We start from the raw sequence: 20772 nt of genomic DNA, 5'->3' as shown, positions 1-20772 counted from the left end.
CCTTCCCTCTCCCAGAGGGAGAGGGAGCTTGGGGTTCTGCTCCCCTCTCCCATTAGGAGAGGGAGCGGAAGGGTGAGGGTGACGCGCTGTCAATTGCCGCAGCACTGCGCTAAAGCCTCCCCCATGTTCGCCCGCCTGTTCCTGGCACTCGTGATTGCGCTGCTGTCGCTGCCCGCGGCGGCGGCGATGCCGGCGTGCCATGGCGATGCGCCTCAGGCTGCGATGGCGGACATGCACCATGGCCATCGCAAGCAGGCTCCCGCCGTGCCGATCGTCGCCGACAAGCTGTGCCTGGGCTGCGTGGCGCCCGCGACCGCCGGCACGCCGCGCCTGTCCCCGCCGCTCGCCTTTGCCGCGCCGGTGCAGCGCCCAGCGCTTGCCCGCGGCGAGCCCCGCGCCTCCGGCCCGCCGCTGACGCCCCCGCCCCGCTCCGAAGCCTGACGCCGCGCGCGACTTTTCGCGCCGACTCAGCCTTATTTCGGAGACGAACGATGATTCGTATTTTGTTGCCCGCTGCGGTGTCCGCAGCGGCGATCGCTGCGGCACCCGCCGCCGCGCAGGACCATGGCGCGCACAACCACCCCGCGCCCACGCCTACCCCCGCCCCCGAACCCGCCCAGCCCGCGATGGACCATAGCCAGCACGACATGGCCGGAATGGAGGGCATGGACATGCCCGTGATGGCGCCCGGTGGCGCCGCCCCGCCCGCCAATGCCGGCCCCGGCACCGGCACTTCGCTGGTCCCCGGCGCCGACGGGGGCATGCGCGGCATCCATCTGGCCACCGGCGACTGGATGGTGATGGCGCATGGCTTTGCGATGACGGGAGTTACCGATCAGGGCGGACCGCGCGGCGATGCGCAGGCCTTTACCGGATCGATGGCGATGCTGTCCGCTACGCGCGGCTTTGACAGCGGGGTGCAACTGCGGTTCAGTTCGATGCTCAGCCTCGATCCCGTCAACGGCAAGCGCGGCTACCCCAATTTGTTCGGCACGGGCGAGACCGCGGGCGGCGTGCCGCTGGTCGATCGCCAGCATCCACATGATCTGTTCATGGAGCTGTCCGCGCGCGTCGACGTGCCGCTGGCGCCAGGGTTGACCGGGTTCGTCTATGGCGGGCCGGTCGCCGAGCCGGCTCTGGGGCCGTCGGCGTTCATGCACCGGCGCTCGGCGCGCTATCTGCCGCTGTCGCCGATCACGCATCACTGGTTCGACAGCAGCCATATCACTTATGGCGTGGTGACGGCGGGGGTTGCGACGCGCGGTCTTCAATTCGAGGGATCAGCGTTCCGCGGCCGCGAGCCCGACGAGAATCGCTGGGACATCGAAAGCCCCCGCCTCGACAGCTGGAGCCTGCGCGCCACGCTGACGCCCTCGCCCAACTGGGCGTTCCAGCTGAGCCATGGGCGGCTGGAGAGCCCCGAAGTCACCCATCCCGGCGAAGACGAGCGGCGGACCACCGCCAGCGCGCATTATGCGCGGGGTGGTTTCTCCGCGATGCTGGGGTTTGCGGCGAAGGATCGGGTGCCGGGGCCGACGCTGACCGCGTGGCTGGCCGAGGCGAACTGGAATCTCGGCGCGCATCATAGCGTGTTCGGGCGCGTCGAGAATGTCGCCAATGACGAGCTGTTCCCCGACCATGACAGCCCGCTTCACGACCGGGCGTTTCGCGTGTCGCGGTTCGAAGCGGGCTATGCCTATCGCATCCCGCTGGGCGGCGATGTCGAGCTGGCGCTGGGCGGGTCGCTGGCGGCCTATGCCAAGCCCGCCGCGCTCGACGCCGCCTATGGCCGGGCGCCGCACAGCGCGACGCTGTTCGCGCGGCTGGCGCTCGGGCAATAGGGAGGCAATAGCGGACTTTCCCGCGTAACACGGGCGTGGCAGGGCGGTACGCATGCGTTGGTATTCCAGAATCGCGGCTGCCGCCTTCGCCGCCCTTCTCCAGGCCTGTGCGACGGCGCCCGCGGTGGCGCCCGAAACCAGTGCCTCGGTGGCGGAAGCGCGCGCGCCGGTGACGGTCCTGGTGTCGATCGACGGATTCCGCCCCGACTATCTGACGCGCGGGATCACGCCCAATCTGTCGCGGCTCGCCGCCCAGGGCGCTAGCGGGGCGATGCACCCCAGCTTCCCGTCCAAGACCTTTCCGAACCATTGGACGCTCGTCACCGGGCTGCGCCCCGATCGCCACGGCATCGTCGCCAACAAGATGGAGGACCCCGCCCGCCCGGATGAGGTGTTCACCATGGCGAGCGACGACCCGTTCTGGTGGAACGCCGCCGAGCCGATCTGGAACGATGCCGAGGCGGCGGGGATACGCACCGCGACGATGTTCTGGCCGGGATCGAACGTCGCGATCGGCGGGCACAAGGAACGCCCGAGGGACTGGGAAGTGATCGGCGGGCACCGCCCTGCGGACTGGGCGCAGTTCAACCAGGCGATCTCAGACGAGCAGCGGGTCAACGGCATCCTCGACTGGCTGCGGCGTCCGGCGGCGATCCGGCCCCGATTCGTGACTTTGTACTTCGACCTGGTGGACAGCGCGGGGCATGATGTCGGCCCCGACGGCGCCGGGATGCGCGACGCCCTCGTCGAAGTCGATGCGCAGATCGGGGCGCTCGTCGCCGGGCTCGCCGAACTTCGCCAGCCTGCCAATCTGGTGATCGTCTCCGATCACGGCATGGCGGCGACGAGCAGCGATCGCGTGATCGTGCTCGGCGATTTGCTGGCCGAGGCCGACTATCACCTCGTCGAGAGCGGCCCGTTTCTGACCCTCGCCCCGATGCCGGGACGCGAGGCCGTCGTGGAAAAGGCGCTGCTGCGTCCGCACGATCATATGCAGTGCTGGCGCAAGGGGGAGATTCCGGCCCGCTTCCACTATGGCGCCAATCCGCGCGTCCCGCCGATCCTGTGCCTTGCCGAGACGGGCTGGCTCATCAACCTGAAGGCGCCGGCCAAGCCCTTTGCCGCCGGCACCCATGGCTATGACGATCAGTCCCCGGAAATGGCGGCCTTGTTTATCGCGCAGGGCCCGGCCTTTCGCGCGGCGCGGCTGGCGCCGTTCGACAATGTCGATGTCTATCCGCTGCTCCGCGACCTGATCGGGCTGCCCGCCAAGCCCGGCGTCGACGGCACCGATGCGCCGTTCCGGAGCGCGATGGCGCGATAAGACCCCTTGCCAAGATTCGGTTTCCAACCGAAACTCATGGCATGAAATATCTCGAAGACGTGCAGGTCGGCGACCGGGCAAGCTTTGGCAGCTATGCCGTGACTCGCGAAGAGGTGCTGGATTTCGCGGCGAAATATGATCCGCAGCCCTTCCATCTGTCCGACGAGGCCGCGGCGCAGACTCATTTCGGGCGGGTTGCGGCCAGCGGATGGCACAGCTGCGCGATGGCGATGGCGATGCTGGTCGAGTATCTGAAGGCGCATCCGCAGGCTGCGCTGGGTGCCGCGGGAGTCGACGAACTGCGCTGGCTGAAGCCGGTCTATCCGGGCGACACGCTCCGCTGCGAGACCGAGATGCTGGAGGTCACGCCGTCGCGCAGCCGCCCGGAGATGGGCAGCACGCGCAACCAGATGACGGTGTTCAACCAGCATGACGAGCCGGTGCTGCGCTTCACCGCGCGGGGGCTGATGCGGACCCGCCCGCGCGCGGACTGAAGCTCGCCTCAGCGGCGGCCGCGCGGGCTGCGGGGGCCGCGCTGGCCGCGGAAATCGCGCCAGTTGCTGCGCATCCGCCGGTCGCCGCGCCAGTTCGAGCGGCGACCTTCCCAATAGCCGCGCTGGCTGTCGTTCCAGCGATGGCGGCGGCGGTTATTGTCGTACACATAGACGCCGGTGCCGGGATAATAGAAATTGTCGTTCCAGCCCCAATAGGGGTTCCCATAGCCCGCGCCATAGCCGACCGCGACGCCGCTATAGCCGCCGCCATAGCCATAACGATCGGATGCACAGCCCCCGAGCACGGCAGCGCCCGCCAGCGCAGCGGCTGCGGTCGCGAGTTTTACGAGTGAATGCATAGGGTTCGCTCCTCGTTGCGAGGCGCACGGCGCCCCACCCGTTAACCGAACCGATTGCGGCGCCGCCGGTTCCCCGGCGCGGCGTCAGTGCCCCGCGAACGCGACCAGAGACGTTACCGTCAGCCCGTCGCCCCGCAGCGCATCGGCGCCGCCCAGATCGGGCAGGTCGATGACGAACGCCGCCTGCACCACCTCCGCCCCAGTCTTGCGCAGCAGCCGCACCGCCGCGCGCGCAGTGCCGCCGGTGGCGATCAGGTCGTCGACCAGCAGCACGCGCGCGCCCGGCGCCACGGCATCGGCGTGGATCGCGATCCGGTCGGTGCCATATTCGAGCGCATAATCCTCGGCGATCGTCGCGCCGGGGAGCTTGCCGTCCTTGCGCACCAGCAGCATCCCCGCCCCCAGCCGCACCGCCAGCGCCGCGCCGAACAGGAATCCGCGCGCCTCGATCCCGGCGACCAGGTCGATGGGCCCGGCGACCTGCGCCGCCATCCGCTCGACGCTCAGCCGCAACCCCTCTGCGTCGAGCAAGAGCGTCGTGATGTCGCGGAACTCGATTCCGGGCTTGGGGAAATCGGGGATGGTGCGGATCAGCCCGCGCAGATCGTCATTGGCGTGGGTCATTTCGCGTTCCCAGCAAAAGAAAGGACCCCGTCCAAGCAGCGCTTCGACGGGGTCCGTTGGTTCGGTGATGGGGCGAGTGCCCTTAGTGTTTGATGCCGCGCCAGACGGTCTGGTACGCGCCGAACGCAAGCACCGTTGCGAGCAGCAGGAACAGCACGACCGCAAGCCCGGCCTGATGGCGCGTCTGCATCGTCGGCTCCGCGGTCCACACGAGGAACGCCGAGACGTCCTTTGCCATCTGGTCCACGGTCGCGTTGGTGCCGTCCGAATAGGTGACCTGGTTGTCGGCGGTCAGCGGCGGCGGCATCGCGATGTTGAGGTTCGCGAAATACGGGTTGTAATAGGAACCTTCCGGCGTCTTCGCGCCCGGGAACTTGGCGATCTCCTCCGGCGTCTGCTCGGCATAGCCGGTCAGAAGCGAATGGACATAGGCCGCGCCGTCATGCCGCGCCTTTGTGATCAGGCTGAGGTCGGGCGGAACCCCGGTGGCGGGATAATAGACCTTGGGGAAACGATCCGAAGCGATGTTGTCGCGCTCGCCCCAGGTGCCGGCCTTTTCGTCGAACACTGGCTGCTTGACCGGCCAGTCCTTGGCGATCTTCTTCACTTCGGCTTCGTTATAGCCGAGCGCGCCCAGCTCGCGGAACGACACCAGGTTGAGCGAGTGGCAGCTTGCGCAGACCTTCTCGAACACCAGGAAGCCGCGCTGGAGCTGCGCCAGGTCGAACTTGCCGAACGGGCCGTTGGACGCGAGATCAAGCTCCTTCGGATGCTTGTGCAGTTCCTCTTCCGCAGTCGGCTTGGGGGGATCGGTGATGAGCCCGCTGATCGTGCCGATCAGCGCGAGCAACAGCACCCCGATAAAGGCGCCTCCGATCAGGAATTTGATCGAACGTGTGAGCAGCGAAGCCATTGGTCCAAATCCCCTTTACGCGCTCACGGCCGTTTCGGTCATCCGCGAGCCACCCTTGTTCGCCAGAACCGCCTCGGTGATCGAGTTCGGCAGCGGCTTGGGAGTCTCCAGGCGCGAGATGATCGGCACGATGATCAGGAAGTGCGCGAAATAATAGGCTGCGGTGATCTGGCTGGTGATCACGACCCCCGGCGTCGCCGTCGAGCCGCCGCAATAGCCGAGCACGAGCACGTCGAGCACGAGCACCCAGAAGGCGATCCGGTACATCGGGCGGAAGTTCGCCGAGCGCACCGGCGACTTGTCGAGCCAGGGCAGGAAGAACAGCAGCAGGATCGACCCGAACATCGCCAGCACGCCCCACAGCTTCGCCGGGATGATGAAGTCCGCGGTGAAGGCGCGCAGGATCGCGTAGAACGGCCAGAAATACCATTCGGGCACGATATGCGCGGGCGTCGATAGCGGGTTCGCCACGACATAATTGTCGGGGTGGCCCAGATAATCGGGGAAGAAGAAGATCAGCGTCGCGAAGATGATCATGAACACCCCGACCCCGAAGCCATCCTTCGCGGTGTAATAGGGGTGGAACGGCACCGTATCCTGCTCGCCCTTCACTTCGACGCCGGTCGGGTTGCTCGAACCCGGGATGTGCAGCGCCCAGATGTGCAGGATGATGACGCCCGCGATCACGAACGGCAGCAGATAGTGGAGCGAGAAGAAGCGGTTCAGCGTCGCGTCGTCCGGGGCATAGCCGCCGAGCAGCCACACGCGAATCCATTCGCCTACCACCGGTATCGCCGAGAAGAAGCCGGTGATGACCTGCGCGCCCCAGAAGCTCATCTGCCCCCACGGGAGCACATAGCCCATGAACGCGGTCGCCATGATCAGCAGGAAGATCAGCACGCCGAGCAGCCACACCATCTCGCGCGGGGCCTTGTACGACCCGTAATAGAGACCGCGGAAGATGTGGATGTACACCACCGCCAGGAACATGCTGGCGCCGTTGGCGTGCGTGAAGCGCAGGAACCATCCCGCGTTCACATCGCGCATCATTCCGACGTTCACCGATTCGAATGCGCCCGCGGCGCTCGAATGGAAATGCATCGCCAGCACGATGCCGGTCACGATCTGGACGACCAGCGCGACCCCGGCAAGGATACCGAAGTTCCAGAAATAATTGAGGTTGCGCGGCACGGGATAGCCCGCGCCGACGGCGTTATAGACGAAACGCGGAAGCGGCAGGCGGCTGTCCACCCACTGCATCACCGGGTTCTTCGGTTCGTACTGCTTGGCCCAGGGAAAGCTCATGCGCGTCTATCCTCAACCGACCACGACGACAGTGTCGGACGTGAATTCATACTCGGGAACCTGAAGGTTCGTCGGCGCCGGACCCTGGCGGATGCGGCCGGCGGTATCATAGGCCGAGCCGTGGCAGGGGCAGAAATAGCCGCCGAACGGCCCGCGATTCTCGCCCTCGCCGGCGCCCAGCGGCACGCAGCCCAGATGGGTGCACACGCCCAGCGTGATCAGCCAGTTGGTCTTGCCCTCCTTGGTCCGCTGCTCCAGCGTCTGCGGATCGCGCAGGCTCGACACCGGCACCTTGTCCGCCTCGGCGATTTCGGCGGGCGTCAGGTTGCGCACGAACAGCGGCTGCTTGCGGAAGCTCGTCTTGATCGCCTGCCCCGGCTCGATCGCCGACAAGTCGATCTCGGTGCTCGACTGGGCGAGCACGTCCGCGGACGGGTTCATCGAATTGACCAGCGGGAGCACGACCACGCCGGCACCCACCGCCGCGACCGAAACCGCCGCATAGGTCAGGTAATCGCGGCGCCGCGGATTTTCGAGCAGTTCTCCACCTGGACCGACCGTCTGATCGGGGGGAACACCATCTTCAAGCGTTGCCATGCTTCAGCCCTTGCACTTCGATACGGTCCGCGACGGATGCGCGGGTAACGGACGCGGACGCCGGGACGCCCAAAGCCGCCCGGTTGCCCCCGGTGGCTGCGCGGTCTGATAGACGGCAGCGAGCGGCTTTGCCAACAGGGATTTTACCGAGGGTGATGATGGCGGGCGCCCAAGGTCCCTGCGTAATGCCCAGAATGCCGAGGGAGGGATGCCGAACGTGCTTGTTCGGTTTTATTTTCATTCTCGCCCCGCCGATCGCGCCGATTGATTTCACCGCGCCCGAAACCGCGTTAAGCGCGGCCGATGCGCATCGCCCTGTTCCAGCCCGAGATTGCGGGAAATGTCGGCACGATCCTGCGGCTGGGCGCGTGCCTTAACGTGGCGATCGACCTGATCGAGCCGATGGGTTTCCCCTGGAGCGACAAGAGCCGCAAGCGCGCGGCGATGGATTATGCCGAGCGGGTCGAGGTGCGCCGCCATGCCGACTGGGAGGCATTTGCCGCCGCGCTGGGCACGCACCGGCTCGTGCTGTTCACCACGCGCGGCGCCACCGCGCTGCCCCAGGCCCGGTTCGAGCCCGGCGATACCTTGCTGTTCGGGTCCGAAGGGGCCGGCGTGCCCGATCTCGTCCACGCCCGTGCCGATCTGGCGGTGCGAATCCCGCTGGTGGCGGCGGCGCGTTCGCTCAATCTGGCGGTCGCGGCAGGGATCGGGGTGGCGGAAGCACTGCGCCAGACCGGGGGCTGGCCGGTTGGCGATTGACGCCGGGCGGTACGCGCCGCATTTTCGACGCCATGCAAGCCACTGATCCCCAGCAACTGGACCCCCAGCAAGCTGCCGCCCGCGCCTGGTTCGAAGAACTGCGCGACCTGATCTGCGCCGAATTCGAATCGATCGAGCATGACGCGGGTTCGAACGCGCGGTTCGACTATCTCGCCTGGGATCGCACCGATCCCTCGGGCGCGCCCGGCGGCGGCGGGGTGCGCGGCGTGATGAAGGGGCAGGTGTTCGAGAAAGTCGGCGTCAACGTCTCCACCGTCGGCGGCACGTTCGAAGGCGATTTCGGCAAGACGATCCACGGCGCCGACCAGGACCCCAGCTTCTTCGCCACCGGCATCAGCCTGGTCGCGCACATGGCCAATCCGCATGTGCCCGCAGTCCATATGAACACGCGCTTCCTGTGCACCACGAAGCGCTGGTTCGGCGGTGGCGCGGACCTGAACCCGCCGATTCCCTATGCCGAGGATACCGCCGAGTTCCACGCCGCGCTCCAGGCCGCGTGCGACGCGCACGATCCCGAGCATTATCCGCGGTTCAAGCAATGGGCCGACGAATATTTCTATATCCCCCACCGCCACGTTCATCGCGGCGTGGGCGGGATTTTCTATGATCACCTCGAGGGCGACTGGGACGCCAATTTCGCCTTTACCCAGGCGGTGGGCCGCGCGTTCCTCGACATCTACCCCCGGCTGGTCCGCCGCCGCATGGCGATGCCGTTCACCCCCGCCGACACCCAGCAGCAGCGCGAATGGCGCGGGCGCTATGCCGAGTTCAACCTGATCTATGACCGCGGCACGCTGTTCGGGTTGAAGACCGGGGGCAATGTCGATGCGATCCTGATGAGCCTGCCGCCGGTGGCGGCGTGGAGCTGATCCCGGCGGCGCAACGATGGGGCTGACGCCGGTCCGCGACGACCAGATCGCGACCGTGGTGACCGCGCTGGAGATGCGCGCGCCGCCCGAGGCCCGGGGCGACGCAGGGCCCTCGCCGGTCGCGCTGGAACATTGGCCTGTGCCCGACAGCGATCGCTATCGGGCGCTGTTCCGCCGGGTGGGCGCGCGCTGGCTGTGGTTCTCGCGGCTGGTGCTGGCCGAGGTGGAGCTGCGCCGCATCCTCGACGATCCGCGAGTCGAGGTGTTCGCTGCGATCGATGCCGCGGGCGCCGAGATCGGGATGGTCGAGCTGGACTTCCGCGTCGCGGGGCAATGCGAGCTGTCCTATTTCGCGCTGGTGCCCGAGCGTACCGGCGCCGGGCTGGGGCCTGCGCTGATGGCGGCGACGCTGGCGCGCGCGTGGCGGGCCGGGGTGCGGCGGGTGTGGGTGCATACCTGCACGCTCGACCATCCCGCAGCGCTGGGTTTCTACCGGCGGCAGGGCTTCGTCGCCTATAAGCGCACGGTCGAGACCTTTGCCGATCCGCGGGTCGCCGGGGTGCTCCCCGCCGACGCCGCGCCTCACATCCCGCTGCTGGCCCCGGTATCGCGCGACGCGGCGCGATAGGCGGCGACGCGCAGCACCGCGAGGAAGGTCCAGGCGAGCCCGCCGCCCGCGGCGATGAGGATATAGCCGATCACCGACACCACCCTCTCGCTCACGAAACTGCCGAGCAGCGCCACCAACGCGGTCGCCGTCAGGATCGCGAACAACGCCGCGAGCACCACCAGGAAGCTCGCCGCGAGGATCGTGACCCAGTTGAGCCCCGCGCTCCGGCGAATCCCGTTGCGGACCGCGGCCATCACCCCGGCCTCGGGCGCGGCAGCATAGGCCGGCCCGATCAGCCAGCTGCGCGCGAACAGGAACAGCCCCGGAAAGACGAGCAGCGAGAGCCCGAGCCCCACCGCCATGCTGGCCAGATAGCTGATCAGCAGGAACGGCACGAAGCGCTTGAGCGACGCCACCAGCACTTCGCCGAGCGTCCGGCCGCCACCCTGGAGGAACAGATTGAGCACCGCGAAGGTGCCGAAATCGAGCACGGCGTTGGCGCACAGCAGCGGGATCAGATTGGCCGCATAGAATGCCTCCATCGCCGCGCCGGCCTGTTCGGGCTGGATCGCGCCGGGAAAGCCGCTGGCGGCGAGCATCAGCGTCATCGCCAGCATCGGCAGCGCGAAGAACACGCCGCCCAGCGCCAGCAGCAACTCGCGTTCGGCGCGCCACATCGCCGCCGCGGCGACGAAGATTCCGGCAAGGGTGAACTTCATGCCAGCGAATCGGTGCTGCGCAGCCCCGCCTGTGCAGTGAGCGCGAGGTAGAGCTTGGCTTCGAATGCGGGCAGGATCACCATGAACGCGGTCTGCACCGCCGCGGTGACGATCGAGGTCAGCACGCCCGCCAGCGTCACCCCCTGCCCGTCGCCACCCGCGACCAGCGCGAAGATGCTGCCGAACACGGTGTTGGCCGCAAGCTGCGCCACCCAGCTCACCAGCGCATAGAGCAGGATCACGCCGACGATGCGCAGCGTCGATCCGCGCGTCAGCCGCCACGACTGGCGGATCGCGCTGAGCCAGCGATTCTCGCGGACGATCGCCGGCGTCGTCACGATCAGCCGCGCGCCGATCCACAGCATCGCGACGAACAGCACGAGCAGATATAGCGAGGCGATCCCGGCGGTCTGGCCGTCGACTTCGGGGATGGCGCCGCTCGCCATCGCGGTGAGATCGACGCCGCCTGCGACGAGGATGCCCAGCACCGGCAGCGCCAGCACCACCGCCGCCGCGAGCAGCACCAGCGACACCACGATCGCGGGCACCAGCCGCTGCGCGCCGATCCGGCCTGCGGTGGTCTCGCCCGACAGGTCGAGCGCCATCGCCGTCAGCGTCAGCGTGCCCCATAGCGACAGGACGGCGAAGGCGAGCTGCAACCCGCGCAGCACGGCGGTCAGCGCGATGCTGCCGCCCGCCATCGCGGCTTCGAAATTGCCTTCGATCGAGGCGGGAACGAAGAAGGCGAGCAGCGCAACCGGCAACACCATGCCGATATTATCGCTCAGAAACTCCGCCGTCCGATCCCAGACGGTGCCCATCTTTACCATAGTTTTTCGTTCCCCAGGCGCCCTTTGCGCCGGTGTTAGCTGCCCCCCCGCCGCTTGCCAATGCTTGCGCAACCGCGCCGCGATGCGCACTTGGGACAGCATGACTGCAAATATCGAATGGCGCGTCGATCCGGGCCGCGTCGACTATGCCGACGCGCTTGCGACGATGGAGGCGCGGGCGGCGGCGGTGACCGCGGGCAGCGCGCGCGAGCTGGTGTGGCTGCTCGAACATCCCCCCGTCTATACCGCCGGGACCAGCGCGACCGATGCCGGCGAGCTGCTCGACCCGCGCTTTCCGGTTCATCGCACCGGGCGCGGCGGGCGGTACACCTATCACGGGCCCGGGCAGCGGATCGGCTATGTCGTGCTCGACCTGCGCGCCCGGAAGCGCGACGTGCGCTGCTATGTCCACGCGCTGGAAGGCTGGGTGATCGCCGCGCTGGGCGCATGCGGGATCGAGGCGTTCCGCGCGCCGGGGCGGATCGGCATCTGGACGCTGGACGGCGGGCGCGAGGCGAAGATCGGGGCGATCGGGGTGCGAATCCGCCAATGGGTCACGTTGCATGGCTTCGCGATCAACCTTTCGCCCGATCTCAGCCACTTTGGGGGGATCGTCCCGTGTGGAATCGCCGAATTCCCCGTCACCAGCGCCGCGCGCCTGGGCATCCCGCTCACGCCGCATGCATTCGATTCGGCGCTTGCAGCCACATTTTCGCCGTTTTTGGACGATCTGGCTGTGTAGCGGGCAAATCGAGTCTTGAGGGTGTGCCCCGAACCGTCTAATGCCTATCACGGTTTGGGTATTAACGGCGCGTATGCCGACCAAATCCACTATCTAGGGAGCTTTTACATGCGTGCAGTCATTTCCAAGATCGTTGCGGGTTCGATGATCGCCGGCGCGGCCCTTCTGGCCTCGGCGTGCACCAGCAACGAGTCGACCAACATCACGAACACCACCGAAGTTCCGGTCGAGAACGTGATGACCACCGACACGATGGTCACCAACATCGACGCAGCTGCGCCGATCGAGAACGTCACGGAAGACAACGTCGTCGTCGAGAACACCGCAAACGCGATGTAATCGACGCGCTTCGGCGTGTTTCAAGATCAGGGCCGCCCGGGCAACCGGGCGGCCTTTTTCGTGCGCGGGCGTGGTGAATCGCGGCCCGAACTGCACGGGGAACCCAGCGATGCGATGAGTCGCAAGCGAAACGACGCAAAAAGGACTTGGGCCGCGACTCGAAAGCCCGTAACCACGCTCGACCAGGCAAATGAGGGCAAGATGCTCGTTCCGCGTATCCTTTTCGGGCTGGCCATAACGGCCGGCATATTCGTCTCTGCACCCGCATCGGCGCAGTTCTTCCTCAAATCCGCCAATCTTGCGGGCGAGCGCGTCACCGGCACCGAGCCGGGGATGACCGGCCCGGCACTCCCGGGTGCTAATGGGGATGAGGTGCGCGCCGCGCTGGTATGGAACCTGCGTGCGGCGCTCAACGTCGCCGCGCTCCAGTGCCAGTTCGAGCCGACGCTGCTGACACTGCCCAACTATAATGCGATGCTCAAGGACCATGAGACCGAGCTGCGTACCGCGTATGCTACGCTGGAGAAGTATTTCTCGCGCACGCTGAAGGACAAGAAGAAGGGGATGACCGAACTCGACAAGTTCGGGACGCGCATCTATTCGGGCTTCTCGACGGTGCAGGGCCAGCTCTCCTTCTGCCAGACCGCGGCGTCAATCGGGCACGATGCGCTGTTCGTGAAGCGGGGCGCGCTGAGCGAGCTTGCGCACGACCGGATGCGCGAGCTGCGCGCCAGCCTGGCGCCGTGGGGCGAACAGTTCCGCAATCGCGCCAGCTATTCGGTGCCGTTCCAGCCGCTGCCGCCGTTCGGCAACGACAAATGCTGGAAGAAGGGCCGCTACCAGGCGAAAAAATGCGGCCCGCTCCAGGTCGCCAGCCGGAGCTGACCCCGCCTCGGGCTGCGGTCAGCGCAGCCCGAGCAGCTTGTGCGCCTGGACCGTCAGCCGCCATTTCGGTCGCGCCATCGCCAGCGCGATCGCCGCGTCGCGATTGGCATCAGCTTCGGCGCTGTCCAATGGCTGGACCAGGAAATGGGCGAAGTCCCAGCGCTCGATCGCGTCGATGTCGCTCCCTGGCTGCGGCCAGACCAGCTTGAGCTCGTCGCCGCGCTGCTGGACCACGACGCTGCCCGCCTTGGGGCTGATGCAGACCCAGTCGATGCCGGGATGCACCGGCAGCGTCCCGTTGCTTTCGATCGCGATGCGGAACCCGCGGGCGTGGAGCGCATCGACCAGCGCATCGTCGACCTGGAGCATCGGCTCGCCCCCGGTCAGCACCACGAAGCGCGCCTCGGCACCGCCGCCCCAATGCGCCTCCGCCGCCGCCGCCAGCGCATCGGCATCGGCGAAGCGCCCGCCGCCCAGCCCGTCCACCCCGACGAAATCGGTGTCGCAGAAGCGGCAGACCGCGCTCGCGCGGTCGACTTCGCGCCCCGACCAGAGATTGCACCCGGCGAAGCGCACGAACACCGCGCGCGCGCCGGCATTCACGCCCTCGCCCTGGAGCGTCAGGAACATTTCCTTGACCGCATAGCCCATCGCGCGGCGGTCAGGCGGCGGCGTAACGGGTCGGATCGGGCACGCCCGCTTCCTCGAACCCCTTGGCGCGCAGCCGGCAGCTGTCGCAGCGCCCGCAATGGAGGCTGCCCGGAGCCGGATCGTAGCATGACCAGCTCATCCCGGCGTCGAGCCCGAGCCGCACCGTCTCACGGACGATGTCCGCCTTGGTCATGTGCTGGAGCGGCGCCTGGATGCGGAACGGATGGCCCTCTACCCCCGCCTTGGTCGCGACTTCGGCCAGCTTCTCGAATTCGGCGATGAATTCGGGGCGGCAATCGGGGTAGCCCGAATAATCGAGCGCGTTGACCCCGATATACAGGTCGCGCGCGCCCACCGCCTCGGCCCAGCCGAGCGCGAGGCTGAGGAAAATCGTATTGCGCGCGGGGACATAGGTGACCGGAATGTCCGTCCCCACCCCCTCTTTCGGCACGTCGATGTCGGCGGTCAGCGCCGATCCGCCGAACGCGCGCAGATCGAGCGGCAGCACGACATGACGCTCCGCCCCGAGCATCGTCGCGATGCGCCGTGCCGCGGCCAGTTCGACCTGGTGCCGCTGGTTATAGTCGATCGACAGCGCGAGCAGCCGGTGGCCATCCTCGCGCGCCCGCGCCGCGGAGACCATCGAATCGAGCCCGCCGGAAACCAGCGCAATGGCAATGCTTTGTGTCATCCAGCCTCGCTAGAGCGATTTCGCGCGCAGGGAAACGCCCCGCGCCCGCTTCCTCCGCCGCGAACCCGCGGTTACCGGCAGGCGCCGACCCGACGCCCTTCGAACTGCGCCGTGAAGGGCTCGCCGTCGATCACCCCTTGCGTATCGATGTTGATCAGCTGCGGGGTCTCGACGATGATCGTCGTGCGCCCCTGCCCCCGTCCGGGGCAGCTGTAGCGCACCGTCGCCGAGTTGGGCGAGCTTTCCATCACGACCTGGCTGCACTGGGCGGTGCCATGGACGAGCTGGATCAGCGTCGCGCGGTGCGTGAGGCACAGGGTGCGCGAGCCCGCGTCGCGCGCCTTCAGCTCCCATTGGCCCAACGCGATCTTCGACATCGCGGCGGGCACCGCCTGTTGCGCGACCGGGGCCGGGCGCGCCGCACCCGCTGCACTCACCACCAGCAGCGCCCCGGCAACCGCCGGGCGAAGCAAACGCCCTAACCCCATCAACAACTCCTGCACTTCCGCGCAACGACATGAAGGCGCACCCCGCCTTTCCGCATCGATATGGCGGGACTACGGCAATTTACAACGCATCCGGAACAAAGTCCGCCAGCGCGATCGGAAATTTGGTCGAGCAAAACGCGCAATCGACCGAGATCACGCCATTTTCATCCGCCATCTCGGCACGCTCGGTCTCCGGAAACTTGGTCAGCACCTGCTGGATATAGGTCGCATCGCAGCGGCAGCCGCGGGCCAGCGACGTCCCGCCGAGCAGCCGCACTTCGGGCTCCTCGTTGAACAGCCGCCACACCAAGGTCTCCAGCGGCAGCGCCGGATCGGCCAGTTCGTCGGCGCCCATCGTCGCGCCCATCGCCTCGACATGCTGCCATTCGGGATGGTCGAGCCGGACGTGCAGCCGTTCGCGCCCCACTTCGCCTTCGGGCAGATGCTGGAGGAAGATACCCCCGGCGATCAGCATGCCCTGCGCATCGCGGCGCACGCCGAGGCGCACGACGCTGGGGATCTGTTCCGACTGGAGGAAATAGCTCTCCGCCGCCTGGGCGATCGTCTCGCCGTCCAGCGGCACGATGCCCTGATAGCGCTCCTTGGTCGTCACCTGGTCGAAGGTGATCGCCAGATAGCCCTTGTTGAACAGCGCGTGGAGCGACGGGTTCTTGCCCAGCCGCGCCAGCCGCTCGGCGTCGAACTTCACATAGCCGCGAAGCTCGCCATCCTTGTAATCGCACACCATCAGGCTGACGATGCCCTTCTCGGTCTGCGCCTGGAGCGTCATCTGGCCCTCGGCGTTCTTGAGCGTCGTGCCGAGCAGCGCGGTGAGCGTCAGCGATTCGGCGAGCAGGCGCTCGATCACCGGCGGATAGGCGTGCGCCGACAGGATCGCGTGCAGCACCGGCCCCAACCGCGCGACGCGGCCACGGGCGTGGCGGCCGGGGATGGTGAAGCCGATCACGCGGTCCAGATCGGTGGTGGCCGGATCGGTGGTGGGGGCGATGTTCGTCACGCTGCTTTCTCCAACCGTTCGTCCCGCCTTGCCGGAGGAGCGCCGCGCGGCAGGCGGTCTGCTCGCGGAAGGGCGCCCTTCGGCAGGTTCGGGTCGAACGGAGATTTCGGGTTCGGGTGCCTAGATAGGGAGCCCTTGGCGGGGAAACAACGCCTGCCCGGCGGGGGTGTGGCGGGACCCAAAGTTTAGGAAGTTTAGGGTATGGAGGGGTTTGGGCGGAGGGTAGGGCTTGGATTAGTTGCTGCTATTTCAAATTCTTGTGGATTATTTTTTAGTTTATCGTGAAAATGTTTCACGCGAAGGCGCGAGGGCGCGGAGGAGGCAGAAGAGAGAGGTTCGCGCAGAGGGGGCGGGGCATCTCGCGGCGGCAGCCATCGCTCAAACGCCCACGCCTGAGCGATTGGGACGTACGCGCGGCAAAGCCCGATCTCTGCGCCTCTGCGCCTCTGCGCGAACCCCTTTCTTCTTCGCGCCTTCGCGCGTTCGCGTGCGCAGGATAGCTGGGCCCCGGCTCAAGGCCGGGGAGACGAAGTTGGTGCTCCCCTGCGCAGGCAGTTAGCTCCCGGAAACGCCGCTCAAATCTGGCCGAAGCACCAGCGGAGCACCGATTTCTGGGCGTGGAGGCGGTTTTCGGCTTCGGGCCAGATCAGCGATTGCGGGCCGTCGATTACTTCGGGCGTCACTTCCTCGCCGCGGTGCGCGGGGAGGCAGTGGAGGAATTTTGCGTCGGGCTTGGCCTGCGCCATCAGCGCCGTGTCGATCTGGAAGGGCAGCATCGCGTTCAGCTTGGTCTCGGCATGCGACTGGCCCATCGAGATCCAGGTGTCGGTGACGAGGATGTCGGCGCCCTCGACCGCCTCGCGCGCGGTGCCGACGACGCGGGCGCGGCCCCGGCCCCGCGCGACATCGGCGTCGCTGGGCTGATAGCCCTGGGGGCACGCCGCGACGACGTCGAAGTGCATCAGCCCGGCGGCTTCCATGATCGACGCGAGCACATTGTTGCCATCGCCGAGCCACGCGACCTTGAGCCCCGGAAGCGGCTTGCCCGCCTCGATGATGGTCAGCAGGTCGGCCATGATCTGGCAGGGGTGCGAGGCGTCGGTGAGGCCGTTGATCACGGGGACGCTGGCGTAGTTCGCCATCTCGACGACCTTCTCATGATCGTCGGTGCGAATCATGATCGCGTCGACATAGCCCGAGAGCACGCGCGCAGTGTCGGCGATGCTCTCGCCGCGGCCGATCTGCATCGAGCCGGCGTCCATCACGATGCTGGTCCCGCCGAGCTGGCGGATCGCCATGTCGAACGAGACGCGGGTACGGGTGGAGTTCTTCTCGAAGATCATCGCGAGCGTGTGGCCCGCGAGGGGGGCGTCGGCGTCGGGCCTGCCCTTGGGCCAGCCGGCGCGTGCGGCCTTGCGCTCCAGCGCGTCGGCCAGCATCGCGGCGACGGCGTCGGGTCCGGCATCGGACAGGTCGAGGAAATGGCGGGTCATCTTAAAATCCTCCCCGGAACGGGGAGGGGGACCGCGCCCGAAGGGCGTGGTGGAGGGGCCCCCGCCCTCCACCAGTGTCGAACTTCGCGGAGAGCGGGCCCCCTCCACCAGCCTGCGGCTGGTCCCCCTCCCCGTTCCGGGGAGGAATGAGAAGGCCCTCAAGCATCGCTCGGAATCCCGAAGCTCCGCGCGCCTGCGCTCAGCCGTTCGATGCACTCGGTCACATGGCTTTCGTCGATGATCAGCGGCGGCAGGACGCGGAACACATTCTCGCCCGCCGCGACCGTCAGCAGCCCGTGATTGTCGCGCAGATGCGCCACGAAATCGCGGCTCACCGCCGGCTCCTTCATCTTGATGCCGAGCATCAGCCCCTTGCCGCGAATCTCCTCGAAGAGGTGGTCGTGGTTGGGGATCATCTGTTCGAAGGCCTGGCGGAGGCGCCCGCCCATTTTGACGACATGGTCGAGAAAGCCGGGTTCGAGCATCACGTCGAGGATCGCCTGCCCCGCCGCCATGCCCAGCGGATTGCCGCCATAGGTCGAGCCATGCGTGCCGAACACCATGCCCTTGGCCGCTTCCTCGGTCGCGAGGCACGCGCCGAGCGGGAAGCCGCCGCCGATGCCCTTGGCCGAGGTCAGGATGTCGGGGGTGATGCCGTAATGTTCATAGGCCCACATCTTGCCCGTCCGGCCATAGCCGCACTGGATCTCGTCGAGGATGAGCAGCAGGCCGTGGTCGTCGCACGCCTTGCGCAGGCCCTGGATGAACTCGGGGGTGCCGGCAGTCATCCCGCCCTCGCCCTGCACGGTCTCGACCAGGAAGCCCGCAGTCTCGTCGTCGATCAGCGCGAGCGCTGCGTCGAGATCGTTGAACTTCGCATAGGCGAATCCGGGCAGCAGCGGTTCGAAGCCGTCGCGCATCTTCGCCTGGTCGGTCGCGCTGATCGCGCCGAGCGAGCGGCCGTGAAAGGCGTTCTTGAAGGTGATCAGCTTGTGCCGCTGGGGGTTGCCATTGGCATAATGATAGCGGCGCGCGGTCTTGATCGCGCACTCGATCGCCTCGACGCCCGAATTGGTGAAGAACACCGTGTCGGCAAAGCTGTTGTCGACGATCCGCTGCGCCAGCGCCTCGCCCTGCGGGCTGCCGTACAGGTTCGAGACGTGCATCAGCGTCGCGGCCTGCTCCTGGATCGCCTTGGTCAGATGCGGGTGGCCATGGCCCAGCGCATTGACGGCGATCCCCGCCGCGAAATCGAGATATTTCTCACCGCGCTCGCCGAAGAGGTACACGCCCTCGCCTCGCACCGGCCGCACGCCGCACCGCGGGTAAACGGGCATCAGGGCGGGGGTGGTCATCGGAACGATACTCCTTGAACGAGAAAAGGGTGGAAGAAACTCCAGAAACACAAAAGGGCGGTCAACCGGACCGCCCGGACGGGGTGTTTAGAGGGGGGGTGCCGGGTGCGTCAATCATCGTTTGATACCGGAGCGATGCGCTCCGGCCATGACGCGCCTAGTTCTTGAGCTTCCACCCGCTCCGCAGCAGCGCGTAGCAGAGCAGCGCGAGCGCGGCGTCGAGCGCGAGGATCACGCCCGAGCCCAGCAGGATCGGCGAGTCGGCGACGCCGAGGAACCCGTAGCGGAAGCCCGAGATGATGTAGAAGAACGGGTTGAGGTGGCTGATCGTCTGGAACAAGGGCGACAGCTTTTCGACCGAGTAGAAGGTGCCCGACAGCAAAGACAGCGGCGCGACCACGAAATTGGTGACCGCGGCGGCGTGATCGAACTTCTCTGCCCAGATCGAGGTGAGCACGCCGAGCAGCGCGAGGAAGGCCGAGCCGAGCAGCCCGAACCACAGCACTGCCCAGAGATGCTGCGGGACGACGCTCACCCCCGGCCACAGCGCCATCGCCAGCCACACCGTCGCGCCGACGCAAAAGGCGCGGGTCACGGCGCCGCCGGTGAGGGCGGTCAGCACCTCCGCGGTCGACAGCGGCGGCATCAGGTAATCGACGATCGTACCCTGGATCTTGCCCACCAGCAGCGAGAAGCTGGCATTGGCGAAGGCGTTCTGCAGCATGCCCATCACGATCAGCCCCGGCGCGATGAAATCGGCGAAGTGGATCTGTTGCCCCTGAAGCTCGACCATGCGCCCGCCGCCGCCCAGCGCGACGGTGAAGATCACGAGGAAAAGCAACGTCGTGACCGCCGGCGCCCACACCGTCTGGAGCTGCACCTTGAAGAAACGGCGCACCTCCTTGATATAGAGGGTCCGCAAGCCTCCCCAATTGACGTTGCGAATCACCGGAACGCCGGGTTCGGGGAAGGGATGGCCGGTTTCGGGGTGGCTGCTCATCAGGTGTTCGCCTAGACGCTGCATGCGCCGCCCGCAAGTTGAAGGAAGACAAGAGTGAGCTGGACCGACGAGCGTATCGATACGCTGAAAAAGATGTGGGACAGCGGGCTGACCGCGACCCAGATCGCCGAGGAGCTGGGCGGCGTCAGCCGTAACGCCGTGATCGGCAAGGCGCACCGGCTGGGCCTGCAATCGCGCCCGTCGCCGGTGAAGTCGAACGAAGCCAAGGCCGCAGCCGCCGAGGCGAAGCCCGCAGCCGCCGCGCCCGAGCCGCGCGCCGCGCCGCCCGCGCCCGCCCCGGTCGTCGAGGCGAAGCCTGCGCCCGCCCCCGTGCCTGCGCCCGAAAAGCGCGCGCCGATCGCCGCCGCGCCGGTCGTGGTCGACGACGAAGACGAAGATGAGGACGACGACGCGGCCCCCGTGATCGTCGATGCGGAGCCCAAGGCGCCCGCGCCCGTCCTGCGCTCGGTCGGCCCCGGCGGCTTCCTGCGCCAGAATCCGGGCGAACAGTCCGCGCCGATCACCCCCGCCCCGCCCCGCCGGCTGGTCCCCGCCAAGCCGAGCGACGCGATTGCGGGCAAGACCAGCTTGCTCGACCTCAACGACCGCATCTGCAAATGGCCGCTGGGGCATCCGGGCGAGCCCGATTTCCACTTTTGCGGCGACAAGGTGAACCCCGGCTTCCCCTATTGCGTCGCGCATTGCGGCCACGCCTATCAGGCGCAGCTCCCCCGCCGCGATCGCCGCCCGCCGCCGCCGATGCCCTTTGGCGGGCCGCGCGTCCGCTGAAGCAAAAAGGGGCCCGTTCCGGCTGGAACGGGCCCCTTTTTTTGGGGTGAGCG

25 protein-coding genes are annotated in these 20772 nt (G+C 67.4%); 11 read left to right on the top strand and 14 right to left on the bottom strand.

Annotation, left to right across the window (positions count from 1 at the left end):
- Positions 1-123 precede the first annotated feature (123 nt).
- The 4 genes from TS85_RS02405 to TS85_RS02390 are packed head-to-tail and all read left to right on the top strand — an operon-like array spanning position 124 to position 3659.
- The gene (locus TS85_RS02405) at positions 124-441 is read left to right on the top strand and encodes a hypothetical protein (protein ID WP_044330221.1); all 318 of its coding nucleotides are present in this window, start codon (positions 124-126) and stop codon (positions 439-441) included.
- Between the two features lie 50 nt (positions 442-491).
- Positions 492-1841, top strand: a complete 1350-nt coding sequence (locus TS85_RS02400; protein ID WP_044330219.1) for a hypothetical protein — start codon at positions 492-494, stop codon at positions 1839-1841.
- 52 nt (positions 1842-1893) lie between these two features.
- A complete protein-coding gene (locus TS85_RS02395; RefSeq protein WP_044330217.1) occupies positions 1894-3165 on the top strand; it encodes a nucleotide pyrophosphatase/phosphodiesterase family protein in 1272 nt (423 codons plus the stop codon).
- A gap of 41 nt (positions 3166-3206) precedes the next feature.
- Positions 3207-3659 carry a MaoC family dehydratase gene (locus TS85_RS02390; RefSeq protein ID WP_044330215.1) on the top strand — a complete coding sequence of 151 codons (453 nt, stop codon included), beginning with the start codon at positions 3207-3209 and terminating at the stop codon, positions 3657-3659.
- Positions 3660-3667: 8 nt separating this feature from the next.
- On the opposite strand, the gene TS85_RS02385 is transcribed toward TS85_RS02390, so the two are convergent.
- The 5 genes from TS85_RS02385 to petA all read right to left on the bottom strand — a co-directional run bounded on the left by TS85_RS02385 (position 3668) and on the right by petA (position 7457).
- Positions 3668-4018 carry a hypothetical protein gene (locus TS85_RS02385; protein ID WP_044330213.1) on the bottom strand — a complete coding sequence of 117 codons (351 nt, stop codon included), beginning with the start codon at positions 4016-4018 and terminating at the stop codon, positions 3668-3670.
- 84 nt (positions 4019-4102) lie between these two features.
- Positions 4103-4642, bottom strand: a complete 540-nt coding sequence (locus tag TS85_RS02380; protein ID WP_044330211.1) for an adenine phosphoribosyltransferase — start codon at positions 4640-4642, stop codon at positions 4103-4105.
- A gap of 82 nt (positions 4643-4724) precedes the next feature.
- Positions 4725-5555, bottom strand: coding sequence for a cytochrome c1 (locus TS85_RS02375; RefSeq protein WP_044330208.1), 831 nt, complete (start codon positions 5553-5555; stop codon positions 4725-4727).
- A 15-nt stretch (positions 5556-5570) separates the two neighbouring features.
- Positions 5571-6860, bottom strand: coding sequence for a cytochrome b (locus TS85_RS02370; protein WP_044330206.1), 1290 nt, complete (start codon positions 6858-6860; stop codon positions 5571-5573).
- A 12-nt stretch (positions 6861-6872) separates the two neighbouring features.
- Positions 6873-7457, bottom strand: a complete 585-nt coding sequence (gene petA, locus TS85_RS02365; protein ID WP_044330204.1) for a ubiquinol-cytochrome c reductase iron-sulfur subunit — start codon at positions 7455-7457, stop codon at positions 6873-6875.
- A gap of 303 nt (positions 7458-7760) precedes the next feature.
- Between petA and TS85_RS02360 the strand changes: the two genes are divergently transcribed.
- Genes TS85_RS02360 through TS85_RS02350 form a run of 3 tightly spaced genes read left to right on the top strand, consistent with a single transcriptional unit; the run spans position 7761 to position 9737 of the window.
- On the top strand, positions 7761-8219 hold the full coding sequence (locus tag TS85_RS02360) for a tRNA (cytidine(34)-2'-O)-methyltransferase (protein ID WP_044330203.1): 459 nt from the start codon (positions 7761-7763) through the stop codon (positions 8217-8219).
- Between the two features lie 32 nt (positions 8220-8251).
- The gene (gene hemF / locus TS85_RS02355; RefSeq protein WP_044330202.1) at positions 8252-9109 is read left to right on the top strand and encodes an oxygen-dependent coproporphyrinogen oxidase; all 858 of its coding nucleotides are present in this window, start codon (positions 8252-8254) and stop codon (positions 9107-9109) included.
- Between the two features lie 16 nt (positions 9110-9125).
- Positions 9126-9737, top strand: coding sequence for a GNAT family N-acetyltransferase (locus tag TS85_RS02350; protein ID WP_044330201.1), 612 nt, complete (start codon positions 9126-9128; stop codon positions 9735-9737).
- On the opposite strand, the gene TS85_RS02345 is transcribed toward TS85_RS02350, so the two are convergent.
- Positions 9692-10438 carry a hypothetical protein gene (locus tag TS85_RS02345; protein ID WP_044330200.1) on the bottom strand — a complete coding sequence of 249 codons (747 nt, stop codon included), beginning with the start codon at positions 10436-10438 and terminating at the stop codon, positions 9692-9694. The two genes, TS85_RS02350 and TS85_RS02345, sit on opposite strands and share 46 nt — an antisense overlap.
- Positions 10435-11259 carry a glycerophosphoryl diester phosphodiesterase membrane domain-containing protein gene (locus tag TS85_RS02340; protein WP_052507689.1) on the bottom strand — a complete coding sequence of 275 codons (825 nt, stop codon included), beginning with the start codon at positions 11257-11259 and terminating at the stop codon, positions 10435-10437. The genes TS85_RS02345 and TS85_RS02340 overlap by 4 nt, the downstream gene beginning before the upstream one ends.
- 109 nt (positions 11260-11368) lie before the next feature.
- On the opposite strand from TS85_RS02340, the gene lipB reads away from it, so the two are divergent.
- The 3 genes from lipB to TS85_RS02325 all read left to right on the top strand — a co-directional run bounded on the left by lipB (position 11369) and on the right by TS85_RS02325 (position 13234).
- On the top strand, positions 11369-12010 hold the full coding sequence (gene lipB, locus TS85_RS02335) for a lipoyl(octanoyl) transferase LipB (RefSeq protein WP_155006276.1): 642 nt from the start codon (positions 11369-11371) through the stop codon (positions 12008-12010).
- A gap of 108 nt (positions 12011-12118) precedes the next feature.
- On the top strand, positions 12119-12349 hold the full coding sequence (locus TS85_RS02330) for a hypothetical protein (protein WP_044330198.1): 231 nt from the start codon (positions 12119-12121) through the stop codon (positions 12347-12349).
- Positions 12350-12550: 201 nt separating this feature from the next.
- Positions 12551-13234: a hypothetical protein gene (locus TS85_RS02325; RefSeq protein ID WP_044335707.1), complete on the top strand. Its 684-nt coding sequence runs from the start codon at positions 12551-12553 to the stop codon at positions 13232-13234.
- A gap of 18 nt (positions 13235-13252) precedes the next feature.
- Here the strand turns inward: TS85_RS02325 and queE are convergent, their stop codons facing one another.
- The 7 genes from queE to TS85_RS02290 form a co-directional block, all read right to left on the bottom strand.
- On the bottom strand, positions 13253-13885 hold the full coding sequence (gene queE, locus TS85_RS02320) for a 7-carboxy-7-deazaguanine synthase (protein ID WP_044330197.1): 633 nt from the start codon (positions 13883-13885) through the stop codon (positions 13253-13255).
- Positions 13886-13895: 10 nt separating this feature from the next.
- Entirely contained in the window at positions 13896-14576 is a 681-nt protein-coding gene (gene queC, locus TS85_RS02315) for a 7-cyano-7-deazaguanine synthase QueC (protein WP_044330195.1), read from the bottom strand.
- A gap of 71 nt (positions 14577-14647) precedes the next feature.
- Positions 14648-15064 (bottom strand): DUF3617 domain-containing protein, encoded by a 417-nt coding sequence (locus TS85_RS02310; RefSeq protein ID WP_044330193.1) that lies wholly within the window; start codon positions 15062-15064, stop codon positions 14648-14650.
- A 79-nt stretch (positions 15065-15143) separates the two neighbouring features.
- Entirely contained in the window at positions 15144-16082 is a 939-nt protein-coding gene (gene hslO / locus TS85_RS02305; protein WP_044330191.1) for an Hsp33 family molecular chaperone HslO, read from the bottom strand.
- A gap of 575 nt (positions 16083-16657) precedes the next feature.
- Positions 16658-17575: an ornithine carbamoyltransferase gene (gene argF / locus TS85_RS02300; protein ID WP_044330190.1), complete on the bottom strand. Its 918-nt coding sequence runs from the start codon at positions 17573-17575 to the stop codon at positions 16658-16660.
- A gap of 158 nt (positions 17576-17733) precedes the next feature.
- Entirely contained in the window at positions 17734-18930 is a 1197-nt protein-coding gene (locus tag TS85_RS02295; RefSeq protein WP_044330189.1) for an aspartate aminotransferase family protein, read from the bottom strand.
- A 157-nt stretch (positions 18931-19087) separates the two neighbouring features.
- Positions 19088-19930: an ABC transporter permease gene (locus TS85_RS02290; protein WP_044330188.1), complete on the bottom strand. Its 843-nt coding sequence runs from the start codon at positions 19928-19930 to the stop codon at positions 19088-19090.
- 54 nt (positions 19931-19984) lie between these two features.
- Here TS85_RS02290 and TS85_RS02285 point away from each other — a divergent pair, with 54 nt between their 5' ends.
- Entirely contained in the window at positions 19985-20719 is a 735-nt protein-coding gene (locus TS85_RS02285) for a GcrA family cell cycle regulator (protein ID WP_044330187.1), read from the top strand.
- Positions 20720-20772: the final 53 nt, after the last annotated feature.

Source organism: Sphingomonas hengshuiensis (assembly GCF_000935025.1).
Classification (GTDB): domain Bacteria; phylum Pseudomonadota; class Alphaproteobacteria; order Sphingomonadales; family Sphingomonadaceae; genus Sphingomonas; species Sphingomonas hengshuiensis.
The sequence above is the reverse complement of the archived record's forward strand: the minus strand, read 5'-3'. Positions and strand labels throughout refer to the sequence as shown.

Coding starts and splice junctions, on each gene's coding strand:
- TS85_RS02395 (WP_044330217.1), top strand. CDS start 1,894: ATGCGTTGGTATTCCAGAATCGCGGCTGCCGCCTTCGCCGCCCTTCTC.
- TS85_RS02340 (WP_052507689.1), bottom strand. CDS start 11,259: ATGGGCACCGTCTGGGATCGGACGGCGGAGTTTCTGAGCGATAATATC.
- TS85_RS02405 (WP_044330221.1), top strand. CDS start 124: ATGTTCGCCCGCCTGTTCCTGGCACTCGTGATTGCGCTGCTGTCGCTG.
- TS85_RS02330 (WP_044330198.1), top strand. CDS start 12,119: ATGCGTGCAGTCATTTCCAAGATCGTTGCGGGTTCGATGATCGCCGGC.
- TS85_RS02345 (WP_044330200.1), bottom strand. CDS start 10,438: ATGAAGTTCACCCTTGCCGGAATCTTCGTCGCCGCGGCGGCGATGTGG.
- queC (WP_044330195.1), bottom strand. CDS start 14,576: ATGACACAAAGCATTGCCATTGCGCTGGTTTCCGGCGGGCTCGATTCG.
- TS85_RS02290 (WP_044330188.1), bottom strand. CDS start 19,930: ATGAGCAGCCACCCCGAAACCGGCCATCCCTTCCCCGAACCCGGCGTT.
- TS85_RS02370 (WP_044330206.1), bottom strand. CDS start 6,860: ATGAGCTTTCCCTGGGCCAAGCAGTACGAACCGAAGAACCCGGTGATG.
- TS85_RS02380 (WP_044330211.1), bottom strand. CDS start 4,642: ATGACCCACGCCAATGACGATCTGCGCGGGCTGATCCGCACCATCCCC.
- argF (WP_044330190.1), bottom strand. CDS start 17,575: ATGACCCGCCATTTCCTCGACCTGTCCGATGCCGGACCCGACGCCGTC.
- lipB (WP_155006276.1), top strand. CDS start 11,369: ATGACTGCAAATATCGAATGGCGCGTCGATCCGGGCCGCGTCGACTAT.
- TS85_RS02375 (WP_044330208.1), bottom strand. CDS start 5,555: ATGGCTTCGCTGCTCACACGTTCGATCAAATTCCTGATCGGAGGCGCC.
- TS85_RS02310 (WP_044330193.1), bottom strand. CDS start 15,064: ATGGGGTTAGGGCGTTTGCTTCGCCCGGCGGTTGCCGGGGCGCTGCTG.
- TS85_RS02385 (WP_044330213.1), bottom strand. CDS start 4,018: ATGCATTCACTCGTAAAACTCGCGACCGCAGCCGCTGCGCTGGCGGGC.
- TS85_RS02295 (WP_044330189.1), bottom strand. CDS start 18,930: ATGACCACCCCCGCCCTGATGCCCGTTTACCCGCGGTGCGGCGTGCGG.
- hemF (WP_044330202.1), top strand. CDS start 8,252: ATGCAAGCCACTGATCCCCAGCAACTGGACCCCCAGCAAGCTGCCGCC.
- queE (WP_044330197.1), bottom strand. CDS start 13,885: ATGGGCTATGCGGTCAAGGAAATGTTCCTGACGCTCCAGGGCGAGGGC.
- TS85_RS02325 (WP_044335707.1), top strand. CDS start 12,551: ATGCTCGTTCCGCGTATCCTTTTCGGGCTGGCCATAACGGCCGGCATA.
- TS85_RS02390 (WP_044330215.1), top strand. CDS start 3,207: ATGAAATATCTCGAAGACGTGCAGGTCGGCGACCGGGCAAGCTTTGGC.
- TS85_RS02400 (WP_044330219.1), top strand. CDS start 492: ATGATTCGTATTTTGTTGCCCGCTGCGGTGTCCGCAGCGGCGATCGCT.
- petA (WP_044330204.1), bottom strand. CDS start 7,457: ATGGCAACGCTTGAAGATGGTGTTCCCCCCGATCAGACGGTCGGTCCA.
- TS85_RS02350 (WP_044330201.1), top strand. CDS start 9,126: ATGGGGCTGACGCCGGTCCGCGACGACCAGATCGCGACCGTGGTGACC.
- TS85_RS02360 (WP_044330203.1), top strand. CDS start 7,761: ATGCGCATCGCCCTGTTCCAGCCCGAGATTGCGGGAAATGTCGGCACG.